The following is a 24,928-nucleotide window of genomic DNA, read 5'->3' as shown; positions in this document are numbered from 1 at the left end:
ACGAGTGGCTGGACAGGGATCGTTAGCAACCGTGTCCCTGTCCGTTCATCCCTGCAGCGGTGTGATTGTCATCCGCCATGTCTTGGGCCATCTCATCGACAGTCATGCCCATGTGCGCTTCCATCTCGTCAACGGCATCTGGCCCCATGTGGTCGGTCATGTGACCGTCCATCCAGGCCGCCCAGTCCGCTGCATCACCATCAGCCGGCATCCCATCAGCTGCCGTCTCGTTCCCCTGAGTCTGTTCGTCACCGTGTGCGGTAACTACCGGGGCGGCGAACGCGAGTCCGAGGATCGCGAGCGCCACGAGCAGCCATCGTCCGAGGTTTCGGTTGGTCATTGTCTTTCGCCTCACGTAGTAATACGGTGGGTTCTGGGTTATCTTCGTGGGTGTGAATCCAAACAGCAGATCGTTCTAGAGCGTCTATAACGATATCTAAACGTTTTCTACCGATAGGATCGTTCATACCTGCCGAATTCGAGGGGATCGGAGAAGATGAGGGTGAAGGGAGCCGTCAAGACAGATCACCTTATTGCGACGGTCCAGACAATAACAACGGTTCGGACGGCGAGTGAGGCTCGGCTATTGCTGCCTACAAACGAAATAGCTCAGTCCGTTCGGAACCGGTGATACTGCCTCGTGAGTGCTCGACGATGGTAGAGAATTCCAATCGTCACGAGAAACAGAACGGTCGCAATCTCGTATCCATACGCACCAAGCAATAGCATCGTTGAAGAACCACTTAGTCCGCCTGCAAGTAGAACAGCAAACAACGGACTAACGCAGGCAGGGCACGCTACGATCCCGACGATTCCTCCGATTGCCGACTGCGAGAAATCAAGCAACGCATCATAGACGAGATACGCCAGCGCGAACAGGCCTACCGCCTGATAAGGAATGAGCGAGACCGTGATCAGGTCACCTGTATAGACGAAGACCGGACTCCACCCCAAAGATCGACCCCACGTTATTCCGAAGCCGTTTGGTCCAGTGAGCTGTCCGAAATGAGAGGTGCTCGGTCCAAGTAATCCTGAAAAATAAAACATCACGATGAGGTATAGAGCAACGACAAGTGCGGCACCAAGACGATACACGCGACGTGTCGTCTCAGGTCGGGCGCGCCAGATCACCCAGAGTGAGGCGGTGAACCAAATGAACGGAAGGACGAAATGAGTCCACCGACTCCCCATATCTCCTGTGAAATATGCATACACCAGCCCGGCAATCAACTGTGCGGCGAGGAGGAGATTCAGCCACGTGCTTGACCTGAGAAGTCGGCTCACATGATCGCTTTCGAGTGTTGCTTGTGGCATGATGGGGTAGTGTGTGTATGAAGTTCTAGGTTTGTTGGTTCTGTAGATCATCACTCGGATACACGCGATAGGTCCGACCCTGTCGTTCCCGATACAGCAGCCCGCGCTCCTCGAGTGAACTCACAGTCTGGCTCACTTTACTCTTCGAGAACTCAGATCGATCCCGAAGTTCGATCTGCGTGATTCCGGGGGAGTTCAAGACGGGTTCGAGGATGCGTCGTTCATCATCCGGTAAGAGATCGAGAACACGTGCTTTTGGGTCCGATTCAGGATTGATAGACATCGCTGGCGAGGCTTCATCGTCCATCGACGTAGCCGTTGCTGCCGATGTCTGTACGGGATCGACAGGCGCCGTTGTGTCGGCCATTTCTGGATCGGTGAGTTCTCCCCGAACCGCGTAATAGACGCCACCGATAACGCCAGCGACCAGCAGGGTTCCAACCACGTACCAGAGGGGGTCTGTGCCGTGCATCGTCCCCATAGATGAACCCATCATCGACCCCATCGATTGCTCGATAGCCCGACGCTGTTGATAGGCTCGCCAACTGAGTACCCCGCCGGCCAGGAGAACGAACCCGAGAAGCACACCGACGACGGTATCTGCTCGACGGCGATTCATATGACGGCTCCGAGTTGTGAGATTTGACTATTCATACCGTCTATTTAGGCGCATTAGGTGTGACAATTGCGGATTGAAACTGTGATGATGAACCCCTTCACAGCGGATGGACCACAGTGCGATCATCAGTGGTCATGGTCGTGATCGTGGCTCGATATCTGCGGGCTTTGATCAGCAAATTCCGTGGGTTCTTCTTCGAACGTACGCTTGCATCTCTTTGAGCAAAAATAGTACGTCGTCCCATCATAGGACGCACTCGGGCCCTCATCGTCGGTTCGCATCCCGCACACTGGATCACGATACTGACCCGGTGCGCCGAGTCCGCGCCGGTAAACGTAGAGAAGGAATCCAGAGAGTGCGAAAGCGATAATATTGAGATAGAACGTGTAGTTGAGCTTGAAGTACGTCTGCTCGGTCGCCGTCTCGCCGCCTGCCAAGTCTGGAACGATACCCAGCGCGTCGAACAGCACCTCCATGAGGAAGCCGGTGAACGCCATCGTCACGAAGAAGACGCCGAGGATGTACAGCATGATCTTCCAGCCGTAGTACTTCCGGTAGACGTTCAGCACGGGAATCGTGATGAGGTCGGCGTAGACGAACGCGATGACGCCCGCAAAGCTGACGCCACCACCCCAGAGCGCGACGGCAAAGGGAACGTTTCCGATACTCCCGACGAAACTGAGAACAGCAACGGTCACACCCATAACCGCGTTTTCCGCACTCGCGAGCAGGCCATCACCCTTCAGGAAGAGCGTGTTCCACACCCACTGTGGAACGAAGACGATGACGAACCCTGAGATGAGAAAACCTGCGATAACGTCCTTCCAGATCGTCGACCATTCTTTGCGGTACTGGTTGCCGACCTTGTACCAGCCGCCCCACGAGAGGAGCTCGTCACGCCACCCGCCGCTACTCGCAATCTCCTGCTCATACGTCTCCATGCAGCCCGCAGAACAGAATTTAAGCGTTTCACCACCATCGGTCACGATCGAAAATTCGTCTTTCCCTTCCATCCCGCAGGTTGGGTCTTCGGTGATGCCCTGGTCGTGATCGTGCTGATTCAGTTCCTCCCGGACGTCTTCGAAGAGGTTCTCGGGAAGCGTCAGGTGGACGAGAAGCGCCATCACGGCGATGAGGATGATGCCACCGAGGAGTTCGGCGACGAGGAACTCCCAGCCGAGGAGAATCAGGATCATCAGGCCGAGTTCGATGATGAGGTTCGTCGACGCGAACATGAACGCGAGGAAGTTCACGACGGCCGCCCCCTTCTTGAACAGACCCTTCCCGATGGCGACGGCGCCGAAACTGCAGCCACTGCTTGCTGCTCCGAACACAGTCGCCTTGGTAAGTCCAGTTAGATCGCCGTCACCCAGCACCTGTGCCATCCGCTCCTTCGAGACGTAGACCTGGACCAGACTCGTAATCGTGAGGCCCATGATGATCGCCCACGCCGCCGTCCAGAGAAATCCGACACCGATACGAAGGGATTCAAGAACTCCGTCGATTATCGTCGCCTGCATAGGTGTATCATTGTAGGGATCATTTATTGCGGTTTTGATTAGAATATACTGCCTATGAGGGTATCAGTACTATGGCATCGTAACCGTCGGCCATAGATGATCTATCGTGAAGAGGGGAAAACATTGCAAACCTCCACAAGCTCCACGGAATCCGACTTCAGATTCAAAAGGGGAATCTGATTAAATCACGCCGACGTATTAGAGGCTAATGGGACCAGTAGAGACCGATGATATCCCAAATGAGGGGAACACCACCTGGAAGAACAGCCTTCGCCGGCCTGCTCGGTTGTCCAGTACGGTAACTGTCACATCCACTTCCTAATTTACGATGGCTGTCGATCTGGCAATCCATGATGCACTCGTTCTCACAGCCGACGAGCGGAACCGCCTGTACGAGCGCGGCACAGTATGCATCACCGATGGCTGTATCGAAGAAGTCCGACCATCACGTGCAGGAGACGGAGAATTAGAAGCGTCCACCGTTATCGACGGGAACGGGAAACTGGTGATGCCGGGGTTGGTGAACGCCCACACGCACTTGGAGATGACACCGCTCATCGGTGCGTTAGGGAATGGCAGATTGCGGTCGCGTTCGCTTTTCTCGCCAACACATCAACGCTCGCTGCAAAACGCTAGTAGCCTACGGGCTTCTTGTCCACCTCGGTAACGGTGTCTACGACATAACCCGAGAAGGGGAACAGTACCTCAATGGCGATCTAGACGCTCGAGAATTAGTACGTGGAGGATAAATTCCCTCTTCTGGAGCTTGGAGTCAACAGGGCAGCGTAATTCCGAGTGGTAACTAGGTTGAGGAACGATTCCAATGCGAGTCTCATATAGAACCTCCTACGGAACAAAGTGGAATATGAGCCTACAGAGAATCGGTGACGACAGGTGAAGCTGGCCTTGCGATGCGAACGTTAGATAGCGGAATCATCATAGATGAGAGGCAGTCGATTCCGTTCACACCAGAGTCCAACAGTATTTTGAGCGGCTTGCACCCGTAGACCGCTTCGTTCTAGATAATGCGTCTGGATTCTCCCCTGTCACACAGGAATATGCCCAGAATCGCCGGATACAGATCATCAAGGTTCGCACATAGTACGCTAATATCCGCACTCTTCACACTCCCACCGGTACCCCTCACTACGTCTTTTATCACTAACCGGCACTTGTAGAGATCCGCATCGGTAGCACTCATCAAAATTATCGTCGGGGAACGCCTCCTCGAATTCGTCTATACAAGCCTCTAACTGCCGTCGTCGTGTGGATTTTCTAAACCATTCGTTCGAGTCCAAGATTCTCTTATCCAGTTCGTTTGCCTCCTTCCGCCAATCCGCTAACGATTCTAAGAACTCATCTATCGAGCTACTCTCTTCGAGATCCTCAATACAGTCCTCTATGGCTTTCCGTTTTATATCTGGTTCTGCGCGTTCACGGGCAGCATCCCAACTCCCTTTGTAGAAGCTGTCTTGCTGTTCTTTAATTTCCTCAGGTCTATCCTCCAGTTCACCAGCTTCCTTACGCCACTCCTGACAAAGAGAGTCTACGACATCCGATACACTCATATCAAGAACTGTGTTTTCAAATGAAATAAGAATCCGGGTGAAAATACTGCTCTACCCTGCCTAAGCGAAGACTGCTAACTCCGGTGACTCCAGCTCCCATTCGCAGGCTTCACCAGCAAATAAATCGTTCTCGTCGATGAGAAATACCAAATCGATCCGCTGGAAGTGTGATGAATTGGTTTGAGGGATACTGCTTGATGAGGGGAGAACACTCAATTATTCATGGTATCTATTACCATACGGAATGGCGGCATTCTGCCGAGGCGGCGAGGAACGGGTCAACGTCTTTGAGGTCGATGAGAGGTATCTGTTCAAGGATTATTTTGACAACGAGGAGGTGTTCGATCGCCTCAAGCACTACTACAACAACCAGCATTATCGCTTCGAAGTCCCTCCGGACGAATTTACCCAGCTCCGATCGTTCCTCAGTGATCAAGGATACGGGCTAGTCATCATCGATACGATCGAAGAATTCATCGTCGTGGTGCAAAAATACACGACCCATCCCGACAACATCTTTAAACAGTCCGTGATCCAGCGCAGCGTCAGTAACTACAATTGTTTCTTGCTCACAGACCAAGCAGCCGTCGAACAGGCAACCCGTGACCACGCGACTCGGCTCATTGACACCGACCTAGCCAATCCATTCTAAACGAGAAACAACAGAATCACAGCGTTCGAGGGTCCGGCTCAACGATACTGGCAAACGCAACGTTCTGTTGCACCTGTTCGATCTCGACAGTCGGTACCTCACCGGGCTGAGCCTCCGGAACAATCACGACGTACCCGCGGTCCACCTTCGCGATGCCATCCCCCTGGTCGCCAACCGCCTCAACCGACACGTCTCGAATTTTACCCTCCTCAACGGGTGGCTCAGGAGAACCGTGTTCACCGACAGCTGAGGAAGATCCTGACGCCGAATCTGAAAGCTGGGATTCGGATCGGGCTGTTGTAGCCTCGGCTTCGAGAACGGCGATTCGATACGTCTCACCGGGCTGAATGGCATCGTGACGCACCTCACTCGCAGGAATCTCGAATGTATAGCTCTCATCGTCGGACTCAATAGTCGCAGTAAATACCGAGCGAAGTGTGTCAGGGATCTCGACCATCACGAAAAGATTCAGCATCCGACGCAAATAGTCGTTCCTCACGCCGTCAGTCGGGCGCGTAGGCATCCTCAATATAGTCACGAAGGTCCTCGGGCGTCGTCCACGTGTACGCACGGTCCACCCGCTCCATCGAGAGGAGATAGTGTGCGAACATCCCGTCGTAGGCCGCGTACTGTTCCTCCTCAGTCTCGTAGGTTCGATAAAACGCTCGCGTTCGCTCCCGATAGGTCGGCTGGTCGATGTAGCCCGCTTCCCACGCGTGCCCGCCCTGGGAGTGTTCGTACACCCCCACGATATGATCCGCGTAGCTGACCAGCAGCTTGAATTTCGACGTGAAGAACTCCGAGACGTCCAGAATATCGTCCATCAGGAACGCGTCGACCCCGTCATCGGAGTTCGAGGCTGCGGCATCACTCGCGAGTTGGTCGCGAACAGCCTCCAATCGTGGCCGCTCCTCCTCACCGTAGGAACCGAGAACGAAGTAGGACGTGTTGTTGATGAACCGTCCGAGATCCTCGTGCATCGCGGTCTGAATCGCCTCGACCCGTTCGGGTGTGAGCGTCTCGCCCGGCTGGTCACCCAATTTGTCGATGACGGCACGGGTAGCGTCGTCGTTGGTCATACTGGGCACCAGTCACCACCGCCACCTAACGGTACGGAAATCCGACTGGACGTGGAATACGCAAGCACTCTGGCTACCACTTCGGAATTCACCGAAATGGTTATCCGACCGGGAGACAAACACCCATACACAATGTCCCGGCCTGACGCCACCCCGCTCACGCCAGCCGAAAACGCGGCCGGCCTCGATCCGATCGCAGCGTTGAGTGTCCTCGACGACACGACCCGCGCGAATATCATCGGGACGATTGTCGGTCACCCGAAAGGTGCGCCCTCGAAGAAGGAACTCGAATACTACAATCCGAGTATCGCAGCGTCGACGCTCACCGACCACCTCATCCGACTGGAGGAAGTGGGACTAATCGAGGCCATCGAACGAGATCGTGAAGGGCTCGAACGGGGCCAGCCGTACCGGTTCTTTCAGCTCACCGACGCCGCACGCGAGCTGTTCGACCGGAACAACCTCTTCGATCCCGACGCATATCGAGAGCTATTCGCCGAAGTCGAGAAAACAGACGAAATCAAGGCCGCCGAAGACGTCGACCGTCCGAACAGACGGAACTGATACTCACCTCGGGGCGTACGTTTTGCCAGACGGAGAACTCGACATCCAAGAGATTCCGGAAGCGTAACCAGCGCAAAGCCGCCAAGAGAGATCAGTCTCGATTTCGATTCAGAACAGATGAATCGTAACAGAAGGCACGCATCAATCCCATCCTCCGAGGCTGTGGAAGTTGATTACTTCGGAGTTCGGGAGTACAGAGCCAACCCTGTGGATCATCCCTGGATCTGCTTTCCGTGCAGAGAAAGTACCGCCTCAGCCGGTCGCAGACCCTTTAGTAACAATCGTGAGCTGCTCGCTAGTGATATCTGCAAGACTGAGACGGTTCATAAAATCGCTGCAGTTGAGCGATTAGAGGAGACATCGGAGACAATCGATAATACCGCTGGCGAACTCTCGGAAGAAGCGACAGTGCTAGAGTTCGAAATTACACAAGAAACTGGACTGGTGTATCTTGAGTACCAGCCGTCGCCGTCAATGACGAGCATGTTCGATGTCCTCGCCGCATACTCACTCATCGTCGTGCCACCGATAGAGTACACAGACAACTATGGCAAGCGTGGCATTCGACTCACAGTGGCTGGCACCGAGTCCGCGATTACTGCTATCTCTGCAGAGGTGCCCCACGGAATCGAATTGCATCCCGAACAAGTCGGGGAATACGTCCCCGAACGGCCTGGGCTATCGGGCCTGTTGACTGATCGGCAACAGACCGTGTTCGAGGTTGCCGTCGAGGTCGGGTATTACGAAGTCCCACGGGAAACGACGCACGAACAGATCGCTACCGAAGTCTATCGGTCCCCGGCGACGATCTCTGAACAGCTCCAGCGCATCGAATCAAAATTCCTGCTCCAGTATCTCGGTGACTAAGTAGATTTTATATATACTCCAAGAATACTCGGGATTAAAGCTACTAGCAACCGTCCTAAATTGGGAGTATGACTGCTACCGGTGACGCGATTCTCGTTGTCGGCGGATACGGGACCATCGGCCGCACGGTCTGTAATGAATTGGCCAATAGCGTGTCAGAAGAGGTTATTGCGGCTGGCCGTTCCCCCGAAAAGGCACATCGCTTCGCCGACACTATTGCAGGAGTGAATGCTCGTACGCTCGACGTGAACGAGGAGTCATTCGATGAGTCCCTCGCTGGCGTCGGAACGGTCGTCATGTGTCTCGATGCAGCGGACGCCACGTTCGCCAGATCTTGTTTCGAGCGCGGTATCGACTACGTCGACATCTCACCGGACGATTCACTTCTCCGAGACATCGAAACAGCCGATGGCATCGCCCGTAAGAACGGATCTACAGCTGTCCTCAGCGTGGGTCTGTCCCCAGGAATGACAAACCTGTTTGTTTCCGATGCGGCTGCCGAACTCGATACCGTCGACAGGGCCGACATCACGTTGCTCCTCGGTCTCGGCGAAGCATTCGGCCCGGATACGATCAAATGGACCGTCGAAGACGCGTTCGGGCGCTTTTCAGTGCAGAATTCCGAGCAATCAATTTCTGTGACTGGTCTCACGGAGCCGCGAATGGTCAGGATTCCGGAGTGGGGGCGACGGCGGGCGTATCGAGCGAATCTCGCGGATCAACAGGTGCTCGCCCGGACTACGGACATCCCCACGGTGGAAAGCCGACTCTGTTACGACTCTCGTGTTGTCACCCGCTACCTGGCAGCGTTACGTCGGACTGGGCTGTTCCAGCCGGTCGTGTCGATGCTCGGCGTCAACATTATCGTGAAACTGGCCGACACCCTTCCGGTTGGTTCCGACGAATCGGTCATCAAGACGGCGGTTCGCGGCTCGAAGAACGGTCGCCTCAGCCGCATCGAACAATGGGTTCGTGGGCCAGACCAGGCCCGCGCGACGGCACTCGTTGCAGTTCAAGTTACATCGGAACTGGTGGGATCGTCACAACCAGCGGGCGTCTTGCACATTCAGGAACTGTTCGACAGTTCGCCGTTCGTCGAGACGCTACTGGAGGGAAATTACGAAGTTGGCCGTACACAGCAGCAGGGTCGAGTATCCTGAGGTCACGGTTGAGGTAGCCCCACCAGAACAGGTCCTCGACCTGATAATCGAATTCGGTGGCGAGCTTCAGGGCTAGTTCAAAACTCGGGTCTACCGGTCACACTCTCACTGGGGCTTCAAACCAAACATATTGAGGCCCATCAGACCGAGTTTTAGTTTAGACTCATTCTAACTTTAGATGGGTCTAATTTATATGTTGGGCGAGGAATAAGCGTACATGGCTATGCTAAGGCTTGACCAGCGGAGGAGATCATGCCATCGATAGATTACAACAGCGCAGCGAAGGTCACAGAACGCCTCGAAGAGCGACTGGTCGAATCACTCACCGGTGAAACGAACGTCAGTCGCCGCACCGTCCTCGGCGGTCTCGGTGTTGCCGGGAGTGCAGCAGTTGGACTGGGGAGTTCCCGAGCAAGTGCCTCGTCCGGTCACGACGATGAAGACGAACACGGTAACTTCGGTGCGGTGGGCGAATATCGAGATTTGAATTTCGATCCGCATGAGTTTCTCACCGCGTTCAATACAGGAGAGAGTGGGCAGGATAACATTCCTCAACAGGTTTACGAAGAGGACGGCCGAACCGTACGGGAATTCGAGTTCACTGCCGTCGACACGACGATAACTATCGCGCCGGGCGTCGAGTTTCAAGCGTGGGCGTACAACGGCCAAGTGCCGGGTCCGACGATCCGCGCCGTCGAGGGCGACCTGATTCGCGTGGAGTTTACGAATCTCGGACGACACGCGCACACGATTCATCCACACCTGAAGAACCTCAACCCGCGAATGGACGGGATTCCCCAGAACGGCCCCGGCGTCCTTGATACGGGTGAATCCTTCACCTATGAGTGGATCGCCCAGCCCGCCGGTACGCACTTCTATCACTGCCACTCGCTCCCCCTGAAAGAGCACATCCATCGCGGACTCTACGGCACGATCATCGTTGATCCGGACCCCGACCGCGTCAGGGAAAACCCACGCGATTACGTCAATTACCCCGGTCCGATTACCGACGACTTCCGGGCGCAGCTCGTCGAAGAGGCAAAGAGCCGGAATCACGAGTACGCCGAAAACGACGCCGTGAACGAGATGGTGATGGTGATGAACTCGTTCGATACCAACTTCGACGGCGGAAACGAGGTCTACGCGGCGAACACACGGGCGTTCGGATATGGAGTCGGTGACACCGACGGACAGGGCAACTGGACGGCGGGTGAGACGAAACGCCCCATCCAAATCGACAAGAATGAACGCCAGCGCGTGTACCTCTCCAATGCGACGGAGTTCGATCTCATCAATTCGTTCCACACGCACTCGCAGTTCTTCGACTACTACGACCACGGGACAACGCTGACGCCGACGAGCAAAACCGTGGACACGATTATGCAGTGCCAAGCACAGCGCGGCATCATCGAGATGGACTACTCCAACCACGAGCCAGGACTGTACATGTTCCACGCCCACCAGTCCGAGTTCGCCGAACTCGGCTGGATGAGTTTCTTCGAGGTGGTCTAATATGACGGACAAGACACGAGATTCGACGACGGACGGTGGTGTACCAGCCGAGAACGAGAGCATACAACCGCTCGGGCTTCCGCGATGGGTCAGCGCGTTACTCCCGATCGTGTTGCTCGTGCTCGTCCTGGGCTTATTCGCGTTCACATCACCGCTCGCCGGTGTTCAGAGCGGCACCCCGCTCCCAGACGTGACGGTCACGCATACGACGCTTCCGAGCGACGAAACGGTCGTACTGCACGTGACGAACAACGGGCCCGAATCCGTGACGATATCACAGGTCCTCGTCGACGAAGCCTACTGGGATTTCCGGGTTGAAGGAGCTGGTGGTGACCAAACGCTCGCCCCGATGGAAAGCGCACAGATTGTGATCCCGTATCACTGGAATCCGGGATGGGATCTCGAAGTCGCTCTCGTACTGTCTGACGGGGCGACGTTCCATAACACGATCGTCGCTCCGAGTCAGTCACCCGGGTTTAGTCTCAGTCTGCTCGGAACGCTGGCAGTCATCGGGCTGTTCGTCGGCGTAATCCCGGTCGCCTTGGGGATGCTCTGGTTCCCCTACATCAAGACGATGAGCGATCGGTGGCTACACGCCGTGCTCATATTTGCGGCCGGCGTACTGGGCTTCTTGGCGTTTGACGCCGGGTTCGAGGCGTTCGAACTCGCCGAGCGGGTTCCAGGCGCGTACGAGGGTAACCTCTTGGTCGTCTTCGGAATCTTCGGCGCTCTTCTCCTCGTCCAGGCGATCAGCGCGTGGCGTGAGGGCCGCGTCGCCGCTGGTGATAGCCGGGCGAGCAGCGGCCTCTGGATCGCCTATCTGGTCGCGGTAGGAATCGGCCTGCACAACCTCGCGGAGGGGCTTGCTATCGGGAGTTCGTTTGCACTCGGACGTGTGTCACTCGGTGCATTCCTCGTAATCGGGTTCATGCTTCACAACGTGACGGAAGGTCCGGCTGTCGTTGCGCCGGTCGCCCGCGGGGAACGTCCGGCGCTCAAGCACTTCGCCGCGCTCGGCGTCATCGCCGGGGCACCCGTCATCCTCGGTGGCTGGATCGGCAGCCTCGCCTACTCACCGACGATCGGCGCCTTCTTCCTCGCGATCGGTGTTGGCGCTATCCTGCAGGTCAACTGGGAGATTGCGAGCATGGTTCGTGATGCAGGGGGTCGCGTGGCCAGTGCCACGAATCTGCTTGCATTTCTGCTCGGACTCGGCATTATGTACGTGACCGACCTTTTCGTGGCGCTCTAATAAGCACTACCCATTTCTGTTACAATGTCACTCGAAATCTACGATCGGCGAACGGTGTTACGACTCAGCACTGCCACCATGGCGACGCTCAGCACGGCTGGGTGTTTGGGTGGACAATCCTCGTCGGTACAGACCGTCACGATGCCCGGCGACCTCAAATTTGACCCGAAGACCGCGATGATCAAACCTGGTGGGTCGGTTACGTGGACGAACGAGAGTGAGATCGAGCACACGGTTACGGCGTATGAAGACGAGATTCCAGACGCGGCGGCGTACTTCGCAAGTGGTGGCTTCGAGTCAGAGCGTGCCGCGAGGAACCGGGTCTCCGAGGGGCTCATCGCTCCGGGAGAGAGCTACGAGCAAACGTTCGATCAGCCGGGAACGTACGGGTACTTCTGTATCCCACATGAGGGGTCTGGAATGGTCGGGACAGTGCGAGTGAGGTAAGCGGACAACCGACATTCAATTCTCCAAGCCGTCGTCGTCCCTATTACACATATGGTTGAGGCACTCACTCATACTATACTTATCTTCCGTGACGACGTACAAATGGTATGTTCATCGGACATTTTCTGGCTGCGTTCGCCATAGCGGCGAGTGTCGCCGTATGGCGGGGATGGCCAGAAGAGCGCGCGCTTGCGGTCGGGGCGGTGGCTGGCTCGTTCGCGACGCTCCCAGATATTGATATGCTGTACGCCGTAGTTGGGCTTGTCGGAAGCCTGGAAGGCGCCTTCGTAACCTCCGACGCGTTCTGGGCTATCGCAAACGAGATCCATCGCGGGGCCACCCACTCGCTGATCGTCGGTGTCTTCGCAGCAATCGGGTTTGCCGCTTGGCGCGCTCGCGATGGCTACAATTCTGGGGCCGGCACACTCGGTGGCCTCATCCTCGGCGGCCTGGTCCTCATCGTGACGGTCGTCGGCGGGATAGCTCCGGGCGCTGTGGTCGCCGTGTTCGTTCTTGCTGGAGTCGGGTTGGTTACATTTGCCGAGCGCGTCGGTCTCGGCCCGAGAGCCGTTCTCGGTGCTGGAGCCCTCGGGCTCTTATCGCACCCGTTCGGAGATGTGTTAGCCGGCCCGTCGCCGGCGTTATTCTATCCACTTCCTACCGAATCCGGTGTATTGAACGGCCAGATTATCCTCAACCCCGATCCGACACTACATCTTCTCACCGCCTTCTTCATTGAGCTCACGATTATTTGGATGGGACTCTTTGTCGTTGCACAACTGCGAGGATGGCGCCTCAAACAGCACATCAACCGGCGTGCAGCGCTCGGGGTTGCTTACGCAAGTGCGATTTTCGCGATTCCCGTACCGACTGTTGAGACAGCATCACCTTTCGTATTCACCGTCCTCACAGTCGGTTTTATCGGCACTCCGAGTCGTTCGGGTTGGCGAGAAGATAGATCGATTCAGCTGATCGATGCTGTTGCGACTGCGCTTGCTGCCATTACGCTCGCGGCCGCCGCGTACACCGTGACATATCTAGTGCTCCTCGGGTAGTCATACAGTCCCTTGAGAGATGGTCGATCCTGGTCGTGTGAAAATCAAGCTTGTTGTGAACCGGGATATATTAGACATGGAAAATCAACGTTTTCCATTCATTTTCTAGTTCTGACAGTCAAAACCGTGCTATCCAGAGATCAATCAGAGCTGGAAGTTGGAATTGTTAAGATTGTCGTCGCCAGACTATCTCTATCCCAGCCCACAGCAGGCAACTAGTGAGGAGGACCACGAGTTCGAGGACCTCCAGAAATCCCATCCAGACCGGTGTGATGTACATAAGACCATTCAAGTATTTCCCGGGAATGAGCTGTTTAGCAATGATAAGTAAACTATCACGCAAACTGCCTGTTCGTGAGTCAAGATTCGCTTGCGTCGCACTCGGCCCACCGGCACTCTCGTCTCCAGTCCCGAGACGTTCCGCCTCGTATGGGAAAGCGATATTGACGCTCCAAACCACCTCACCTTGTTTGTCAACTTCGAATACACGATTCCCGTTCGAATCTGTAATCAAAGTGTGACCGTTCGGGAGCCGGTCGGCGTCCCGTGGCCACTGCATCCGCGTGTCTCGCCACACCCACGACTGTTCCCAGCTGTCTCCCGTTCGTTGGTACTCAACGACACGGTTGTTCTCCGAATCTCCGACGAGGACTGCGGGACCGCCACGCTCAGTGGGGATGTAATCCGGATTGTGCTGTTCGTAGAGGATACTGTAGTTGTCCTCCTCGCCGAGCGTCCATCCTTCGATGAGACCACTCCGGTTGAGGAACACGACCCGATCATGGTTCCGGGCACTCACCATGAGCCGGCCATCCTCGAGCACTTCGATGTCATTGATATGTGTCCAATCCTCAGGGTATGGACCACCCGTTTCTCTGGGGAATGCGCTACTGGCGTTCCACGTCCACTCGGTCTGGTCGGAGGTGGAATTTACAACGAATACCCGGTCGAGGTAGATATCTGCGACGGCCAAGTGTGTCTCGTTGAGCCGGTCGGCATCGTGGTAGCGTGTTGCTTCCTTCCCGGGGGTGGTTTCGCTCCAGACGCGCGTTACCTCGCCGGTCGTCAAGTTGACGCGTTCGTATCCGTTGCGCGTGCAGGCGTCGGTCGAGCGAGCAGCCTCATATTCGTTCCAGACTTCCTCGTCAACCCGGCGCTGGGCAAAATTAGTGGTATTTGGACAGGCCGACGGCTCGAGGTGGTCTGCGAACATATACTCTACAGTGGTTCTCGTTTCAGGTACCGGATCAACGTCCCAGTACCGCGTATGTGAGTCATTGTAGTAGAGGATACTTCCGTCCGGGTTGAATGCGACAAGTTCTGCTCGGGCACGAGGCCCGCTACTCGCCTCACCTCGCCACGAATTTGAATCAGTCGCGACGACAGTAATATTGTCGCGAGGTTCGACGGCCTGTTGCTGTGGGTTCGCAACCCCCTGGTTCGTGAGATGGCTCTCGAAGGTATCGTTGGTTGCGCCAAGCGTATATCCGTAGGCTAAACCAATACTGGATAAACCGATTATGATGATGAAGAATATACGGAGAAAAGACTTGGATGCCACAATAGATTCTCTGACCAGAGACTAGTTGGTTATACGTGGGTTAAGATGGGTCTTAACTTTAGAGAATCGCACCGTAGAGCACTGCAAAGGCTGTGATTCTCTTTCTGGTCGATTCTCGGATACTGGAGTGGGGAAACCGGTGGATGAATAGCACGGGTCAAAATTTTAGCACACCGAGCCATGCTCGATGAGTTAGCGTTCTCCCCACGTTTCACGCTCCAGTTCGCACACAAGTATATCGAGTGGCCAGTCTCAAATACAGGCCAGACCTCGTTTTGCGCCCCAGTGAATCGCCTCGGGGCATTCGCTTAATCGCTTGTAAACGTGCCTAGCGTGTCGATCCACGTCATTGTGAATCGGTTCGCTGCACGCCGCGACCTATTTGCTAGGTGAAGGTGGACGTCAGGTGTCGTAGGACCGGTCGGGCTCGATCCGTGACAACCGCATCGCGTTCCCGGTGACGCCGAGGCTCATTCCCATGTCGCCGACGACGACAGCGACGGCGACGCTGACGAGCCCGATCGGCACACCGACGGCAAGCAACGCCTTCACGCCGAGGCTCGCCCAGATGTTCTGCCGGATCACACCGTTGGCGGTGTGTGACAGCTCGTAGAGGTACGGCAGTTTCCCGACGTCGTCGCCCATCAGCGCGATGTCGGCGGTCTCGAGCGCGGTGTCGGTGCCAGCTGCACCCATCGCGATGCCGACTTCCGCGGTGGCGAGCGCGGGAGCGTCGTTGATACCGTCGCCGACCATCGCCACCTCCCCGTACTCTGCCTGTAACTCCTCGACTGCGTCGACCTTCTCGTCGGGCAGGAGTTCGGCGCGATACTCGTCGACACCGACCTGCTCGGCGATAGCGCGGGCGGTGCCCTCGTTGTCGCCGGTCAGCATCACCACGCGCTCGACGCCCAGCTCGTGCAGGCGTTCGACAGCCCGCTTCGAGGCCGGGCGCACCTCGTCGGCGATGGCGATCGCACCCAGCAGTTCCGACTCCGTCCCGACGATAACGACCGTCTTGCCCTCCTGCTCCAGCGCGGTGAGTGCATTCTCGGCGAACGCCCCGTCGTCGGACTCGGCTGCCTCTTCCGCCATGACGCCGCCGTCCGTCTCGCGGCGTGCCCGAGCGAGGTCGAAGCCCAGTTCCTCGAAGAGCGCGGGCTTGCCCGCATAGTACGTCTCGCCGTCGATCTCGCCGCGGATGCCCTTCCCGGTGAGGCTCTCGAAACCCGTCGGGTCGGGCAGGTTGCCCACGCCCGCCTCCTCAGCGCGGGCGAGAATAGCTGCTGCGATGGGGTGTTCGCTCCGACGCTCCAGTCCGGCGGCGCGACGGAGCAGATCGTCCTCCGTGGTGTCACCGACCGGAACGACGTCGGTGACGGCGAGTTCGCCCTTGGTGAGCGTCCCGGTCTTGTCGACGGCGACGGCGTCGACCTCGCCCATCGCTTCCAGGTAGTTGCCGCCCTTGATCAGGACGCCGTTCTTCGCGGCGCTAGTGATGCCCGACACCACCGAGACGGGTGTGGAGATGACGAACGCACACGGGCAGGCGATCACTAGCAGGGTGAGCCCGCGGATGAACCACGTCTGCCAGTCGCCCGCGAAGGTGAACCCGTATCCGGCTAGGTCCACCGACACCGGATCAGCGATAACCAGCGGCGGGATGGCGGCGGTCAGGATCGCCAGCACGACGACGAGGGGTGTGTAGTAGCCGGAGAAGCGGTCGACGAACTGCTCGGACTCGGTTTTCTTCGCCTGTGCGCCCTGTACCATCTCGATGATGCGCGAGAGCGTCGAATCGCCAGCGGTCGAGGTGACCTCTACCTCGAGGTACCCCTCTTCGTTGATCGCGCCGGCGTAGACCTCGTCGCCTGCGGTCTTGTCGACGGGGACGCTCTCGCCCGTGATCGGCGACTGGTCGACTGCACTCTCGCCGTCGATGACCGTCCCGTCGAGCGGAATCTTGTCGCCGGGGCGGACGACGACGGTCTCGCCAACGTCGACCTCCTCGGCGGGAACGGTCACTTCCTCACCATCCCGAAGGACGGTCGCCTCGTCGGGCGAGAGTTCCATCAGCTCGCGCAGGGAGTCCCGTGCCCTGTCCATCGCGTAGTCCTCGAGGATTTCGGCAGTGCTGAACAAAACAGCCAGCGTGGCGGCCTCGACGAAGTAGCCGATACCGGTCGCGGCGATGATCGCCGTCCCCATCAGCAGGTCGATATCGAGACTCAGGTTCTTCGCCGAGTAGTACCCGCCGCGAACAACCGGGACGCCGCTGGCGACGGTTGCCACGAGGAAGAGTACGTCCGCAATGTGAAGCGGGTAGTCGAGGACACTTGCGATGGCGATGTTCTGTCCTGCGAGGAGGAATTCGAAGAAGAGCCCGACGGTGAGGAACGCCGCACCGAGCCACGTCTTCTTCGCGCGAGGACTCGTCCAGACCTCCGATGGTGGCGCGATGTCGACGCCATCGGTCGCCTGGTTGTCCTCATCATCGCCCTCGGCGTCCGAGCCCCCGACGACCTCGTAGCCGGCGCCTTCAATCGCCTTGACTACGTCGGCTTCGCTGGTGCGATCAGGGTCGTACGTGACGTTGGCCGTGCCGGTGGTCGGCTGGAGCGTGGCGTCAGTAATGCCGTCGACACGCTGGAGGCTCTTGTCCACCTTTTGGGCGCAAGAGGGACAGTCCATTTCGGGGACGGCGAGGCGGGCGGTCAGTTCACGTCGCTGTCCGCCGCCGCTTGTTCCCCCGGCTGCGTCCGGATTCTCTGTCATCACGTCACGGTAGGAGCGGGAGTTCGATATGTCTTTGTTGGAATATTCCAACCGAGGGCGTCAGTGCGATGCCAGCCGTTCATCCGCTACCTGTTCGCCGGCAACATGTTGCTTCGCCAAATGTTCTTCCGCCCGACGGAGTCGGTAGGTGAGTGTTGACCGTGGCACGTCGAGATGCTCGGCGAGCTCGCCGACGTCGACCTCGCGGGGTGACTCGTAGTAGCCGTGTTCGACGGCTGCTTGGAGTGCAGCCTCCTGCTCCGGCGACAGGACGCCATGCTCCTCGTCAGCTCCCCCCATCGACGCCGTCGTCTCCGCGGTTCGGAGCATCTCCATCTGGGCGCAGTCTCCGACGGCGACTTCGAGGGCGTCGAAGAACGCGGCCATGTCGCCCTCTCCGGAGTGGATGAGCCGCCACGTGTAGTGGCGGCCCTCGTGACGAGTCTCGAACAGCACGCCGTCGCCGAGGTGGTCGCGGGCGATGTGGGGGACGGACGCGCAGGTGGGGGTTCGCTCCCAGTCGGAGTAGAGAACGAGCGTGTCGTCCGTGCTATCGAGGACGCGGGTGGTCTGAGTTGCACTGCAATCCTCGGTAGCCAAACAATCGGCGTAGTAGTCGCTGGTGAGAAAGGCATCCTCGATGGCGTCGAGTGCGTCCGGGCTGCCGCTGGCGTGGTCGACTCGCCAGAGCTGCTCGGCAGTGGCGTGCAGCGAGAGCGAGCGGACGCGGGCGTCGGGGTGGTCGGCGAGGGCGTCCGCTACCCTGTTACACCCCGGCTCGTATTCGAGGGCGAAGACGAGTTCGCGCATACTCACACGTAAAGGGTGGCTGGATATAACACGTCGGCTCGGAGCTTCCATCGTACTGGTTAGAGTCAGATCACGTCGTCGGGGTCGTGTGCCTCCTGCATTCGTTGGGCCTCGGCGGCGTACTGCTCCTGCAGATCGGCATCGTTGACCGAACCGAGATTGTCCGGCTCGGTATCGACGGCAGCCGTCGTGTCGCGGACGTCGGTGAAGGAAGTGAGCGCCCGCTCCTTGCGGTAGTACTGTTCGCCGTCTGGGGTCGCATAGGTGAGGATGATAAGGTTCTGCTCGTCATCGGAATACGTCCGCTCGACGAGCCAGACGCGGACACCGTTCGAATGGGAATCGCCAGGCATAGCTGCTTGTTCACTCTCGGGTCGGAAATAGGTAGTGTTGGAAGTGTAGCTAGAGTTGACTCGTTTACGGTGAATTCTATGATATCTGTCGCATCTGTGACTCATTCCTCCTGTCCCGAATACGAACCATTGGTCTATACTGACAGTTGTGAGATGGCTATCAATGGAAACTTACGCCTGTCTGCTTAATATTTCAGCACATGAGTGAGCTCTAAGACGTCTTCACCGGTGCTAGTCCGGTCTTTGCACTTCGTCGGGTATCAGTGTTCGATATCCGGACTGGTCTGTCGGAGGCAAACGATTCGTTCGATCCGTCTCCGTACCGGTCTTGGTTGTCCTCGGGGTAGTGACCGCTCTGGGAATCATGATTCACTAATGATTCAAATCAATCTATGACACGACTCTCGAAACAGTGGGTTCAGCACAATCAAGTCGGTATCTACTTCGTTGCCGTCTTACTAGCGATCGGAGTCGGCCTCGGACTTCCAAGCGCGAGTTCTCTCTTGGAACCGTTCATCAATCCCGTGTTGGCTGTCCTGTTGTACGTCACGTTCCTCGAGATACCGTTTGTCCAAATCCGGCGGGCCTTCCGGAACGCCCGGTTCATGGCGGCTGCGCTCGGGATGAACTTCGTGGTCGTGCCGGTCGTCGTATTTGGCCTCACGCGGTTCCTGCCACAGGAGCCGGTGATTCTCGTTGGCGCGTTTATGGTGTTGTTGACGCCGTGTATCGACTACGTCATTACGTTCACCGAACTTGCCGGCGGTGACGCCGAACAGATTACTGCCGCGACTCCGGCGCTGATGCTCATCCAGCTGTTGTTGCTCCCGCTGTATCTCTGGCTGTTCATGGGCCAGCAGGTGGCCGAATTCATCGAGGCAGGGCCGTTCATCGAGGCGTTCGTCGTCATTATCGCGCTGCCACTGACGCTCGCATGGGCGACCGAATACTGGGCGGAGCGCTCCAGCCGCGGCGCACAGTGGCAGGACACGATGGGGTGGTTGCCGGTCCCGATGATGGGGGTGACGCTGTTCGTCGTGATCGCCTCTCAGCTGCCTCGCGTGCAGGATTCGATCGGACAGATCGCGTCGGTCGTCCCCGTCTACGTGGCGTTCTTGGTCATTATGCCGCTGCTCGGTCGATTCGTGGCGGGCGTGCTCGGGATGGAGACTGGCGAGAGCCGGGCGCTCGTGTTCACCTCTGTCACCCGGAACTCGCTGGTCATTCTGCCGCTGGCGCTCGCGCTACCGTCCGGGTATGCGCTCGCACCAGCGGTTGTCGTTACCCAGACACTCGTTGAACTGACGGGTATGGTCGTCCTCACGCGAGTCGTCCCGGCGTGGTTGGTGCCGGCGACCCCTCTTTTGACGGGGTAACCAATCCGACTTTCCGGCATTCGATGATTGAACCAGAAACTCCCTTTATTTTGAGTGAGTTGTTATACTTGTGAACCACGGCTCTCTCTATCAGGAGAGATTCACAGCCAATCGGGAGAGAGTAGTTCCATCCAGTTGCTCAAACATACGCACAAAGTGGACTACGCATCTAAAAAATCAGATACAGTCGTCGAATTTAGCGGCCTTCACGAAATATATCGGTAACTGTCGGTTAGAAATAGTTCTTCCAAGAAAGAAGAAAATGCCAAATTCACAGAACACAAATACAGCTGTAGTTTACACGGAACAATGACCAAACGTGGTATCTCCAGACGGGAATTTGCAAAGAGCGCCGTGGCAATAGGTGGAACAGCCGCACTCTCAGCCTGCCTGGACCGGTTCGGTGCCCCGGACATCCCATCGGGAACGGACCCGTCAACCCTACCGGCCAGACAACACGCTTGGGACCAGTTCTCGGCAACTGATGACGCCGGCAACACGCGGCTCGCCAGTCACCATGTGCTCCTACTCCTGGACTACAATGACGACGGGACACCCACTGAGAGCGACCGGACGCAGGTCAGTGACGCCCTACAGTCCTTGGAGCGGGCTGTGGGTTGGGAGACCGAGGGGCTCATGTTCACACTGGGCTACAGCCCGGCCTACTTCGACCGGTTTGACACAGACCTCTCGGGAGTGGACCTCCCGGAGCCGGAGGCACTCGCGGAGTTCGAGGACCCCGAACTGGACACGCCTGACGCCCTTTTGCATCTTGCAAGCGATCACGAGAGCGTTGTTTTGGAGGCCGAAGAGGCTCTGAAGGGGAACCGGGACATGATTAATGACCATGAGATGGCAACCTCTTTCGACGGAATCCTCAGCCAGTCCGACCGTCGGACGGGCTTCGTCGGGGCCGGACTTCCCGCGGAGAATCAGGAGGTCGAGGGTATCCCCGACTCCCAACCGGTCCCAGACGACGCCCCGCTGTTCATGGGATTTAAATCCGGCTTCGACGGGAATCAAGCAAGCGAGGACCGGGTGACTATCGACGAGGGGGGATTTACAGGAGGGGCGACCCAGCATCTTTCCCGCATTCGTCTACACCTACAGCAGTGGTATGAGCAGGACAGCCGCGACCAGCGCGTCTCGAAGATGTTCTGTCCAGCTCACGCCGAAGAGGGCCGTGTCGAGGGTGTCGGGGAGAATCTGGGCACCGACAGCGGTATCGAGGACTGTGCCGAGAATGTGGTCGAGTCCAGTCGAAGCGAGGGAGTGGTGGGACACTCACAAAAGCTCTCGAGGGCTCGGGAAGATGAAAGTCCCCGTCTGCTACGGCGTGATTTTGACTCAACAGATGGTGGAGAAGCCGGTGTCCATTTTCTCTCACTGCAAGAATCCATTGCGGATTTCGTCGAGACAAAAGCGATGATGAACGGGACAGAAGTGGCTAAAGAGTCTGCAGTTGGTCAGGAAGTTAACAACGGGATTCTGCAGTACATGACGGTTGAGCGGCGAGGAAATTACCTTCTCCCACCCCGAGACCTACGGGCGCTCCCACCGGCCAATCCCAGCTGAGAGGGTTCCTGCGCCCGATCGAGAATGACCTCTGTGTTGTTGGAGAATAGTCGCGACCTACTCGAGTCAGAATGAAAGGGTTGGTGTTGTCATAAATGCGGTTTCGTATCCCTCGTGGCGGGATACCTGCGGTGGCGCGACAGTGTCGACAGTAATTGATAGGGAGTCTGTTGTCGCGGGAACGGTTGCACCGTAGTGATACCCGAGATCAGGATGAATGGCCGCTGAAAGAGTATCGTCGTACACTGTCTCACCGTTGGCCTCAACGACGCCGTCAAGCGACATCATTGGTAATGGAATCCGGTTATATGGTGTCCGAACCGATATCGCCAGATAGGACTCGTCTTCACCGAGGAACCCAGCGTCACTGAGCCACGACGCCACGTAAACTTCGTCGCTACCACTTGCAGTCCCTATTAATTGTCCGGGGAGCGAGTCAGCTGTCTGGAGCTGGGAAGTGGGAATCTTTTCCATGTTCATCAGGTCCAGCGCTGCACGGTTCCCCTGCCGCTCGGGAAATTGTTCGAACGTAAGATCTTCAAGTACCGATTGTTCAAAGTCAAACTGCACACTCATTTCACCCGATTGTCCAAAACGTTCGGAAAATGAACCCAGGCGGCGCTCGTTCATCCCACTTACCGTGACAGTAATTTCATATGTTCCATCTCCGCTGAGTTGGTAATTGTCTCCATAATGAAAACCCATGTTTTGGGCAATCATAGGCCACGGGGGCTTTTCTGCCACTGTCTCTCCATCTTGTGCGATGTTAATCGAGAGCCCAGCCGAGACAGGGAGAACAAGGTTTGTTTCGGGGTCCCAGACGGTGGCCATCAGATGCATACTGTCAGCGTCCTGTATCGTGACCTGTTCAGCGTTGGTACCAGTTACGGTCCAAAAGCGATGAGGGAACGAGTATGTCAGGCCAACCATATAGTCACCTGCCTCTGCCATGCCGGCCATTTCCATACCTTCTCGGTGTGTTGGAAGGTAGGTACCGTCGGGTCGGTTCTCGACAAGCGGCGGAGAGCGTGTAGATTGATTCTGCAACGATCCACAGCCGGCGAGTATCGATACACCGGTCAGCCCAGCACCGGCAAGGAATCGGCGACGGTTCATACCAGTTAATAAATGGGCTCCAGTAAACAGATTCTGGTATGTCAGTCGAAACGGTTATTTTCATTTTCTTTAGTAATTATTGGTAAGTTAGTCATTTATTTAGCCTTTGTCCTGAAATAAACCATAAGATAGCTTTTTACAGATATAAAAATAGATAAACAAAACGCACTACCATCTACTGTTAGCGGCCCGCGTATCTGGATGTGTCGGACTGACTTTGCTCCTCTGAGTGTTGTATCCACGCCTTCTCACCTCACAACTGGCTGGGAGATTATCCACAGCGAAAGCACAGTGTACCCAATCATCAACACGAGCAGCGGCAGATGTCCTTTGCGAGCCGCCGACAGCGAGCGGTAGCGCTCGACAGCGACGGTATGAGCGGCGACGACAGCGATTACGTGCCCTACGACGATGAGGAACACTTGTGAGCCCCAGAATACGGGTATCGAGAGCCAACCCAGTGGTTCGAGCGACTAGACACTGTCACCCATGGAGTTCGCGCTCAGTTCGACGATACGGGCGGTACTCCGAATCACGTAGGGATAGTTGTGGGCGATGTCGTACGCGGCTGCAATCGGAAGTACCGTGGGAGCGAACGCCCGCGCGGCGCCGACCCATGCCAATTGGCCCCCATCAGTTGTAACGGCACTGTCAGTCTGGTCAGCGACGCCGATGGAATCGCCGACGAGCACGGTCAGGACAAACGCACCGGTGAACACCAGCAACCCGACGACGTAGAGCAATACCTCCATCGTCGACCCAATCCCGAACAGGTCACGGGCACTGAACAGCAACGACTGATACTGACGCGTGTTGGTGAAACCGTCGAAGCTCACGGTGTAGACGGCAGCGACGATGAACACTACCACAGCAGGACCGGCGACGGGCGAGGTACAACCGCGCCAGGGGGGCCGAAACGAGATCTCAATCGCCTCCCCGGAACGTGCAGCCGACACACCGGCGACGCGACCGAACAATCGGTAGAGGACGCCCAACGGGTCGGCACGGTCGAACCACACCGGGCCGAACAGCACGGCACCGCCGACCATGGCGAGGGCGTATACGGCGAGCAGGACGGTTGTCAGTGCCGGCGACTGCGGGACGACCGTCAGGTTCTCCAGGATGCCGATGAGGACGACGAATCCGGCCACCCCAGGCCACGAACCGAGCCACGAGGGGTAGCTGCCGAGAAGGGCGAGTTCGTCATCTTCGAGCCAGCAGAGACCTCGGTAGAGTGCGCGCCACGGGGAGAGCACCCGCCAGGGGGAGCCGATGAGAATCGCGACCAGTCCAAGCCCGCGAAACCAGACCGACCAGGTGAACACCGTCGCGAAGTTCTCCGCGGCGACTTGCCGGCCGAGAAACCCGATGACAACTGCGTTGAGGACCCCGGCGAAGAACACACTCGTGGCAACCCGGCTCACCCACCGGACTGTTCGAGCGTCTAGCGTCGCCACGGTGTACGTTCCAACGTTGGCCGCAGAGCGGTCGGTCACGGCGAGCCAGATGCCAGTGAGTGCAACCGTCCCACCCGCACCTGCAAACAGCAGCGACAACGGCAGCGGCGCGTCGAACCGCGTACCGCCGACGTTGTGGGCACTGGCGACGCCCGGGACGAGGACGAAGAGCAGCACGGTGAGGAGACTGGTTAGAGCGCCTCGACCAGGACGGTGTCGTGCCATTATCCGACGGTAGGCGATGTCCACCAAAAAACCTCCATGGTACGGTTCTCGAATCGGTCAGAGCGAAAGGC

General features: G+C 57.3%; 24 protein-coding genes and 2 pseudogenes. 12 read left to right on the top strand and 14 right to left on the bottom strand.

The window, feature by feature from the left end:
* Positions 1 to 22: 22 nt before the first annotated feature.
* The 4 genes from NDI86_RS16975 to NDI86_RS16960 all read right to left on the bottom strand — a co-directional run bounded on the left by NDI86_RS16975 (position 23) and on the right by NDI86_RS16960 (position 3,453).
* Positions 23 to 340: a hypothetical protein gene (locus tag NDI86_RS16975; RefSeq protein WP_310901578.1), complete on the bottom strand. Its 318-nt coding sequence runs from the start codon at positions 338 to 340 to the stop codon at positions 23 to 25.
* Between the two features lie 269 nt (positions 341 to 609).
* Positions 610 to 1,314 carry a DUF7546 family protein gene (locus NDI86_RS16970; protein WP_310901577.1) on the bottom strand — a complete coding sequence of 235 codons (705 nt, stop codon included), beginning with the start codon at positions 1,312 to 1,314 and terminating at the stop codon, positions 610 to 612.
* A 25-nt stretch (positions 1,315 to 1,339) separates the two neighbouring features.
* The gene (locus NDI86_RS16965) at positions 1,340 to 1,933 is read right to left on the bottom strand and encodes a helix-turn-helix transcriptional regulator (protein ID WP_310901576.1); all 594 of its coding nucleotides are present in this window, start codon (positions 1,931 to 1,933) and stop codon (positions 1,340 to 1,342) included.
* Between the two features lie 125 nt (positions 1,934 to 2,058).
* Positions 2,059 to 3,453 carry a permease gene (locus NDI86_RS16960; RefSeq protein ID WP_310901575.1) on the bottom strand — a complete coding sequence of 465 codons (1,395 nt, stop codon included), beginning with the start codon at positions 3,451 to 3,453 and terminating at the stop codon, positions 2,059 to 2,061.
* 328 nt (positions 3,454 to 3,781) lie between these two features.
* Between NDI86_RS16960 and NDI86_RS22150 the strand changes: the two are divergent.
* A pseudogene (locus NDI86_RS22150) lies at positions 3,782 to 4,018 on the top strand (amidohydrolase family protein); the annotation flags it as partial.
* Between the two features lie 7 nt (positions 4,019 to 4,025).
* A pseudogene (locus NDI86_RS22145) lies at positions 4,026 to 4,202 on the top strand (MarR family transcriptional regulator); the annotation flags it as partial.
* Positions 4,203 to 4,559: 357 nt separating this feature from the next.
* Here NDI86_RS22145 and NDI86_RS16955 read toward each other — a convergent pair.
* Positions 4,560 to 5,021: a hypothetical protein gene (locus NDI86_RS16955; RefSeq protein WP_128906011.1), complete on the bottom strand. Its 462-nt coding sequence runs from the start codon at positions 5,019 to 5,021 to the stop codon at positions 4,560 to 4,562.
* Between the two features lie 244 nt (positions 5,022 to 5,265).
* On the opposite strand from NDI86_RS16955, the gene NDI86_RS16950 reads away from it, so the two are divergent.
* The gene (locus NDI86_RS16950) at positions 5,266 to 5,673 is read left to right on the top strand and encodes a hypothetical protein (protein ID WP_128906012.1); all 408 of its coding nucleotides are present in this window, start codon (positions 5,266 to 5,268) and stop codon (positions 5,671 to 5,673) included.
* 16 nt (positions 5,674 to 5,689) lie between these two features.
* Here NDI86_RS16950 and NDI86_RS16945 read toward each other — a convergent pair whose 3' ends face one another.
* Together NDI86_RS16945 and NDI86_RS16940 are read right to left on the bottom strand one after the other, a co-directional pair.
* A complete protein-coding gene (locus NDI86_RS16945) occupies positions 5,690 to 6,130 on the bottom strand; it encodes a TRAM domain-containing protein (protein WP_128906013.1) in 441 nt (146 codons plus the stop codon).
* A 46-nt stretch (positions 6,131 to 6,176) separates the two neighbouring features.
* A complete protein-coding gene (locus tag NDI86_RS16940) occupies positions 6,177 to 6,752 on the bottom strand; it encodes a DUF8170 family protein (protein WP_310901574.1) in 576 nt (191 codons plus the stop codon).
* A gap of 51 nt (positions 6,753 to 6,803) precedes the next feature.
* On the opposite strand from NDI86_RS16940, the gene NDI86_RS16935 reads away from it, so the two are divergent.
* From NDI86_RS16935 to NDI86_RS16905, 7 genes are all read left to right on the top strand, one after another.
* A complete protein-coding gene (locus tag NDI86_RS16935; RefSeq protein ID WP_310901573.1) occupies positions 6,804 to 7,316 on the top strand; it encodes an ArsR family transcriptional regulator in 513 nt (170 codons plus the stop codon).
* A gap of 117 nt (positions 7,317 to 7,433) precedes the next feature.
* Positions 7,434 to 8,183 (top strand): helix-turn-helix domain-containing protein, encoded by a 750-nt coding sequence (locus NDI86_RS16930; protein ID WP_310901572.1) that lies wholly within the window; start codon positions 7,434 to 7,436, stop codon positions 8,181 to 8,183.
* A 68-nt stretch (positions 8,184 to 8,251) separates the two neighbouring features.
* Positions 8,252 to 9,343: a saccharopine dehydrogenase family protein gene (locus NDI86_RS16925; RefSeq protein WP_220589742.1), complete on the top strand. Its 1,092-nt coding sequence runs from the start codon at positions 8,252 to 8,254 to the stop codon at positions 9,341 to 9,343.
* Positions 9,344 to 9,595: 252 nt separating this feature from the next.
* Positions 9,596 to 10,855 (top strand): multicopper oxidase domain-containing protein, encoded by a 1,260-nt coding sequence (locus NDI86_RS16920; protein ID WP_220589743.1) that lies wholly within the window; start codon positions 9,596 to 9,598, stop codon positions 10,853 to 10,855.
* A gap of 1 nt (position 10,856) precedes the next feature.
* A complete protein-coding gene (locus tag NDI86_RS16915) occupies positions 10,857 to 12,107 on the top strand; it encodes a ZIP family metal transporter (protein WP_220589744.1) in 1,251 nt (416 codons plus the stop codon).
* A 24-nt stretch (positions 12,108 to 12,131) separates the two neighbouring features.
* The gene (locus tag NDI86_RS16910; RefSeq protein WP_220589745.1) at positions 12,132 to 12,554 is read left to right on the top strand and encodes a cupredoxin domain-containing protein; all 423 of its coding nucleotides are present in this window, start codon (positions 12,132 to 12,134) and stop codon (positions 12,552 to 12,554) included.
* 107 nt (positions 12,555 to 12,661) lie between these two features.
* Positions 12,662 to 13,609, top strand: coding sequence for a metal-dependent hydrolase (locus tag NDI86_RS16905; RefSeq protein WP_220589746.1), 948 nt, complete (start codon positions 12,662 to 12,664; stop codon positions 13,607 to 13,609).
* A gap of 166 nt (positions 13,610 to 13,775) precedes the next feature.
* Here the strand turns inward: NDI86_RS16905 and NDI86_RS16900 are convergent, their stop codons facing one another.
* The 4 genes from NDI86_RS16900 to NDI86_RS16885 form a co-directional block, all read right to left on the bottom strand.
* Positions 13,776 to 15,170 carry an arylsulfotransferase family protein gene (locus tag NDI86_RS16900; RefSeq protein WP_310901571.1) on the bottom strand — a complete coding sequence of 465 codons (1,395 nt, stop codon included), beginning with the start codon at positions 15,168 to 15,170 and terminating at the stop codon, positions 13,776 to 13,778.
* Between the two features lie 402 nt (positions 15,171 to 15,572).
* Positions 15,573 to 17,945, bottom strand: coding sequence for a heavy metal translocating P-type ATPase (locus tag NDI86_RS16895; protein ID WP_220599866.1), 2,373 nt, complete (start codon positions 17,943 to 17,945; stop codon positions 15,573 to 15,575).
* A gap of 60 nt (positions 17,946 to 18,005) precedes the next feature.
* Positions 18,006 to 18,755, bottom strand: coding sequence for a helix-turn-helix domain-containing protein (locus NDI86_RS16890; RefSeq protein WP_220599865.1), 750 nt, complete (start codon positions 18,753 to 18,755; stop codon positions 18,006 to 18,008).
* A 65-nt stretch (positions 18,756 to 18,820) separates the two neighbouring features.
* The gene (locus tag NDI86_RS16885) at positions 18,821 to 19,108 is read right to left on the bottom strand and encodes a DUF7967 family protein (protein ID WP_220599864.1); all 288 of its coding nucleotides are present in this window, start codon (positions 19,106 to 19,108) and stop codon (positions 18,821 to 18,823) included.
* 392 nt (positions 19,109 to 19,500) lie between these two features.
* On the opposite strand from NDI86_RS16885, the gene NDI86_RS16880 reads away from it, so the two are divergent.
* Together NDI86_RS16880 and NDI86_RS16875 are read left to right on the top strand one after the other, a co-directional pair.
* Entirely contained in the window at positions 19,501 to 20,484 is a 984-nt protein-coding gene (locus NDI86_RS16880) for an arsenic resistance protein (protein WP_310901570.1), read from the top strand.
* A 309-nt stretch (positions 20,485 to 20,793) separates the two neighbouring features.
* Complete coding sequence (locus NDI86_RS16875) at positions 20,794 to 22,059, top strand: DUF7405 family protein (protein ID WP_220589752.1); 1,266 nt, start codon at positions 20,794 to 20,796, stop codon at positions 22,057 to 22,059.
* Positions 22,060 to 22,125: 66 nt separating this feature from the next.
* Here the strand turns inward: NDI86_RS16875 and NDI86_RS16870 are convergent, their stop codons facing one another.
* From NDI86_RS16870 to NDI86_RS16860, 3 genes are all read right to left on the bottom strand, one after another.
* Entirely contained in the window at positions 22,126 to 23,175 is a 1,050-nt protein-coding gene (locus tag NDI86_RS16870; RefSeq protein WP_220589753.1) for an iron transporter, read from the bottom strand.
* A 248-nt stretch (positions 23,176 to 23,423) separates the two neighbouring features.
* A complete protein-coding gene (locus NDI86_RS16865; protein ID WP_236039605.1) occupies positions 23,424 to 23,597 on the bottom strand; it encodes a hypothetical protein in 174 nt (57 codons plus the stop codon).
* 51 nt (positions 23,598 to 23,648) lie between these two features.
* Entirely contained in the window at positions 23,649 to 24,857 is a 1,209-nt protein-coding gene (locus tag NDI86_RS16860; protein WP_236039606.1) for a hypothetical protein, read from the bottom strand.
* Positions 24,858 to 24,928: the final 71 nt, after the last annotated feature.

Origin of the sequence: Haloarcula onubensis (assembly GCF_031624605.1) — an archaeon.
In the GTDB taxonomy this organism is placed as follows: Archaea; Halobacteriota; Halobacteria; order Halobacteriales; family Haloarculaceae; genus Haloarcula; species Haloarcula onubensis.
Note: the sequence above shows the minus strand (reverse complement) of the source record. Positions and strands in the feature narration are given on the sequence as shown.

Coding starts and splice junctions, on each gene's coding strand:
- NDI86_RS16940 (WP_310901574.1), bottom strand. CDS start 6,752: ATGACCAACGACGACGCTACCCGTGCCGTCATCGACAAATTGGGTGAC.
- NDI86_RS16920 (WP_220589743.1), top strand. CDS start 9,596: ATGCCATCGATAGATTACAACAGCGCAGCGAAGGTCACAGAACGCCTC.
- NDI86_RS16885 (WP_220599864.1), bottom strand. CDS start 19,108: ATGCCTGGCGATTCCCATTCGAACGGTGTCCGCGTCTGGCTCGTCGAG.
- NDI86_RS16955 (WP_128906011.1), bottom strand. CDS start 5,021: ATGAGTGTATCGGATGTCGTAGACTCTCTTTGTCAGGAGTGGCGTAAG.
- NDI86_RS16965 (WP_310901576.1), bottom strand. CDS start 1,933: ATGAATCGCCGTCGAGCAGATACCGTCGTCGGTGTGCTTCTCGGGTTC.
- NDI86_RS16880 (WP_310901570.1), top strand. CDS start 19,501: ATGACACGACTCTCGAAACAGTGGGTTCAGCACAATCAAGTCGGTATC.
- NDI86_RS16870 (WP_220589753.1), bottom strand. CDS start 23,175: ATGAACCGTCGCCGATTCCTTGCCGGTGCTGGGCTGACCGGTGTATCG.
- NDI86_RS16895 (WP_220599866.1), bottom strand. CDS start 17,945: ATGACAGAGAATCCGGACGCAGCCGGGGGAACAAGCGGCGGCGGACAG.
- NDI86_RS16945 (WP_128906013.1), bottom strand. CDS start 6,130: ATGGTCGAGATCCCTGACACACTTCGCTCGGTATTTACTGCGACTATT.
- NDI86_RS16975 (WP_310901578.1), bottom strand. CDS start 340: ATGACCAACCGAAACCTCGGACGATGGCTGCTCGTGGCGCTCGCGATC.
- NDI86_RS16925 (WP_220589742.1), top strand. CDS start 8,252: ATGACTGCTACCGGTGACGCGATTCTCGTTGTCGGCGGATACGGGACC.
- NDI86_RS16875 (WP_220589752.1), top strand. CDS start 20,794: ATGACCAAACGTGGTATCTCCAGACGGGAATTTGCAAAGAGCGCCGTG.
- NDI86_RS16915 (WP_220589744.1), top strand. CDS start 10,857: ATGACGGACAAGACACGAGATTCGACGACGGACGGTGGTGTACCAGCC.
- NDI86_RS16960 (WP_310901575.1), bottom strand. CDS start 3,453: ATGCAGGCGACGATAATCGACGGAGTTCTTGAATCCCTTCGTATCGGT.
- NDI86_RS16910 (WP_220589745.1), top strand. CDS start 12,132: ATGTCACTCGAAATCTACGATCGGCGAACGGTGTTACGACTCAGCACT.
- NDI86_RS16860 (WP_236039606.1), bottom strand. CDS start 24,857: ATGGCACGACACCGTCCTGGTCGAGGCGCTCTAACCAGTCTCCTCACC.
- NDI86_RS16930 (WP_310901572.1), top strand. CDS start 7,434: ATGAATCGTAACAGAAGGCACGCATCAATCCCATCCTCCGAGGCTGTG.
- NDI86_RS16905 (WP_220589746.1), top strand. CDS start 12,662: ATGTTCATCGGACATTTTCTGGCTGCGTTCGCCATAGCGGCGAGTGTC.
- NDI86_RS16890 (WP_220599865.1), bottom strand. CDS start 18,755: ATGCGCGAACTCGTCTTCGCCCTCGAATACGAGCCGGGGTGTAACAGG.
- NDI86_RS16970 (WP_310901577.1), bottom strand. CDS start 1,314: ATGCCACAAGCAACACTCGAAAGCGATCATGTGAGCCGACTTCTCAGG.
- NDI86_RS16950 (WP_128906012.1), top strand. CDS start 5,266: ATGGCGGCATTCTGCCGAGGCGGCGAGGAACGGGTCAACGTCTTTGAG.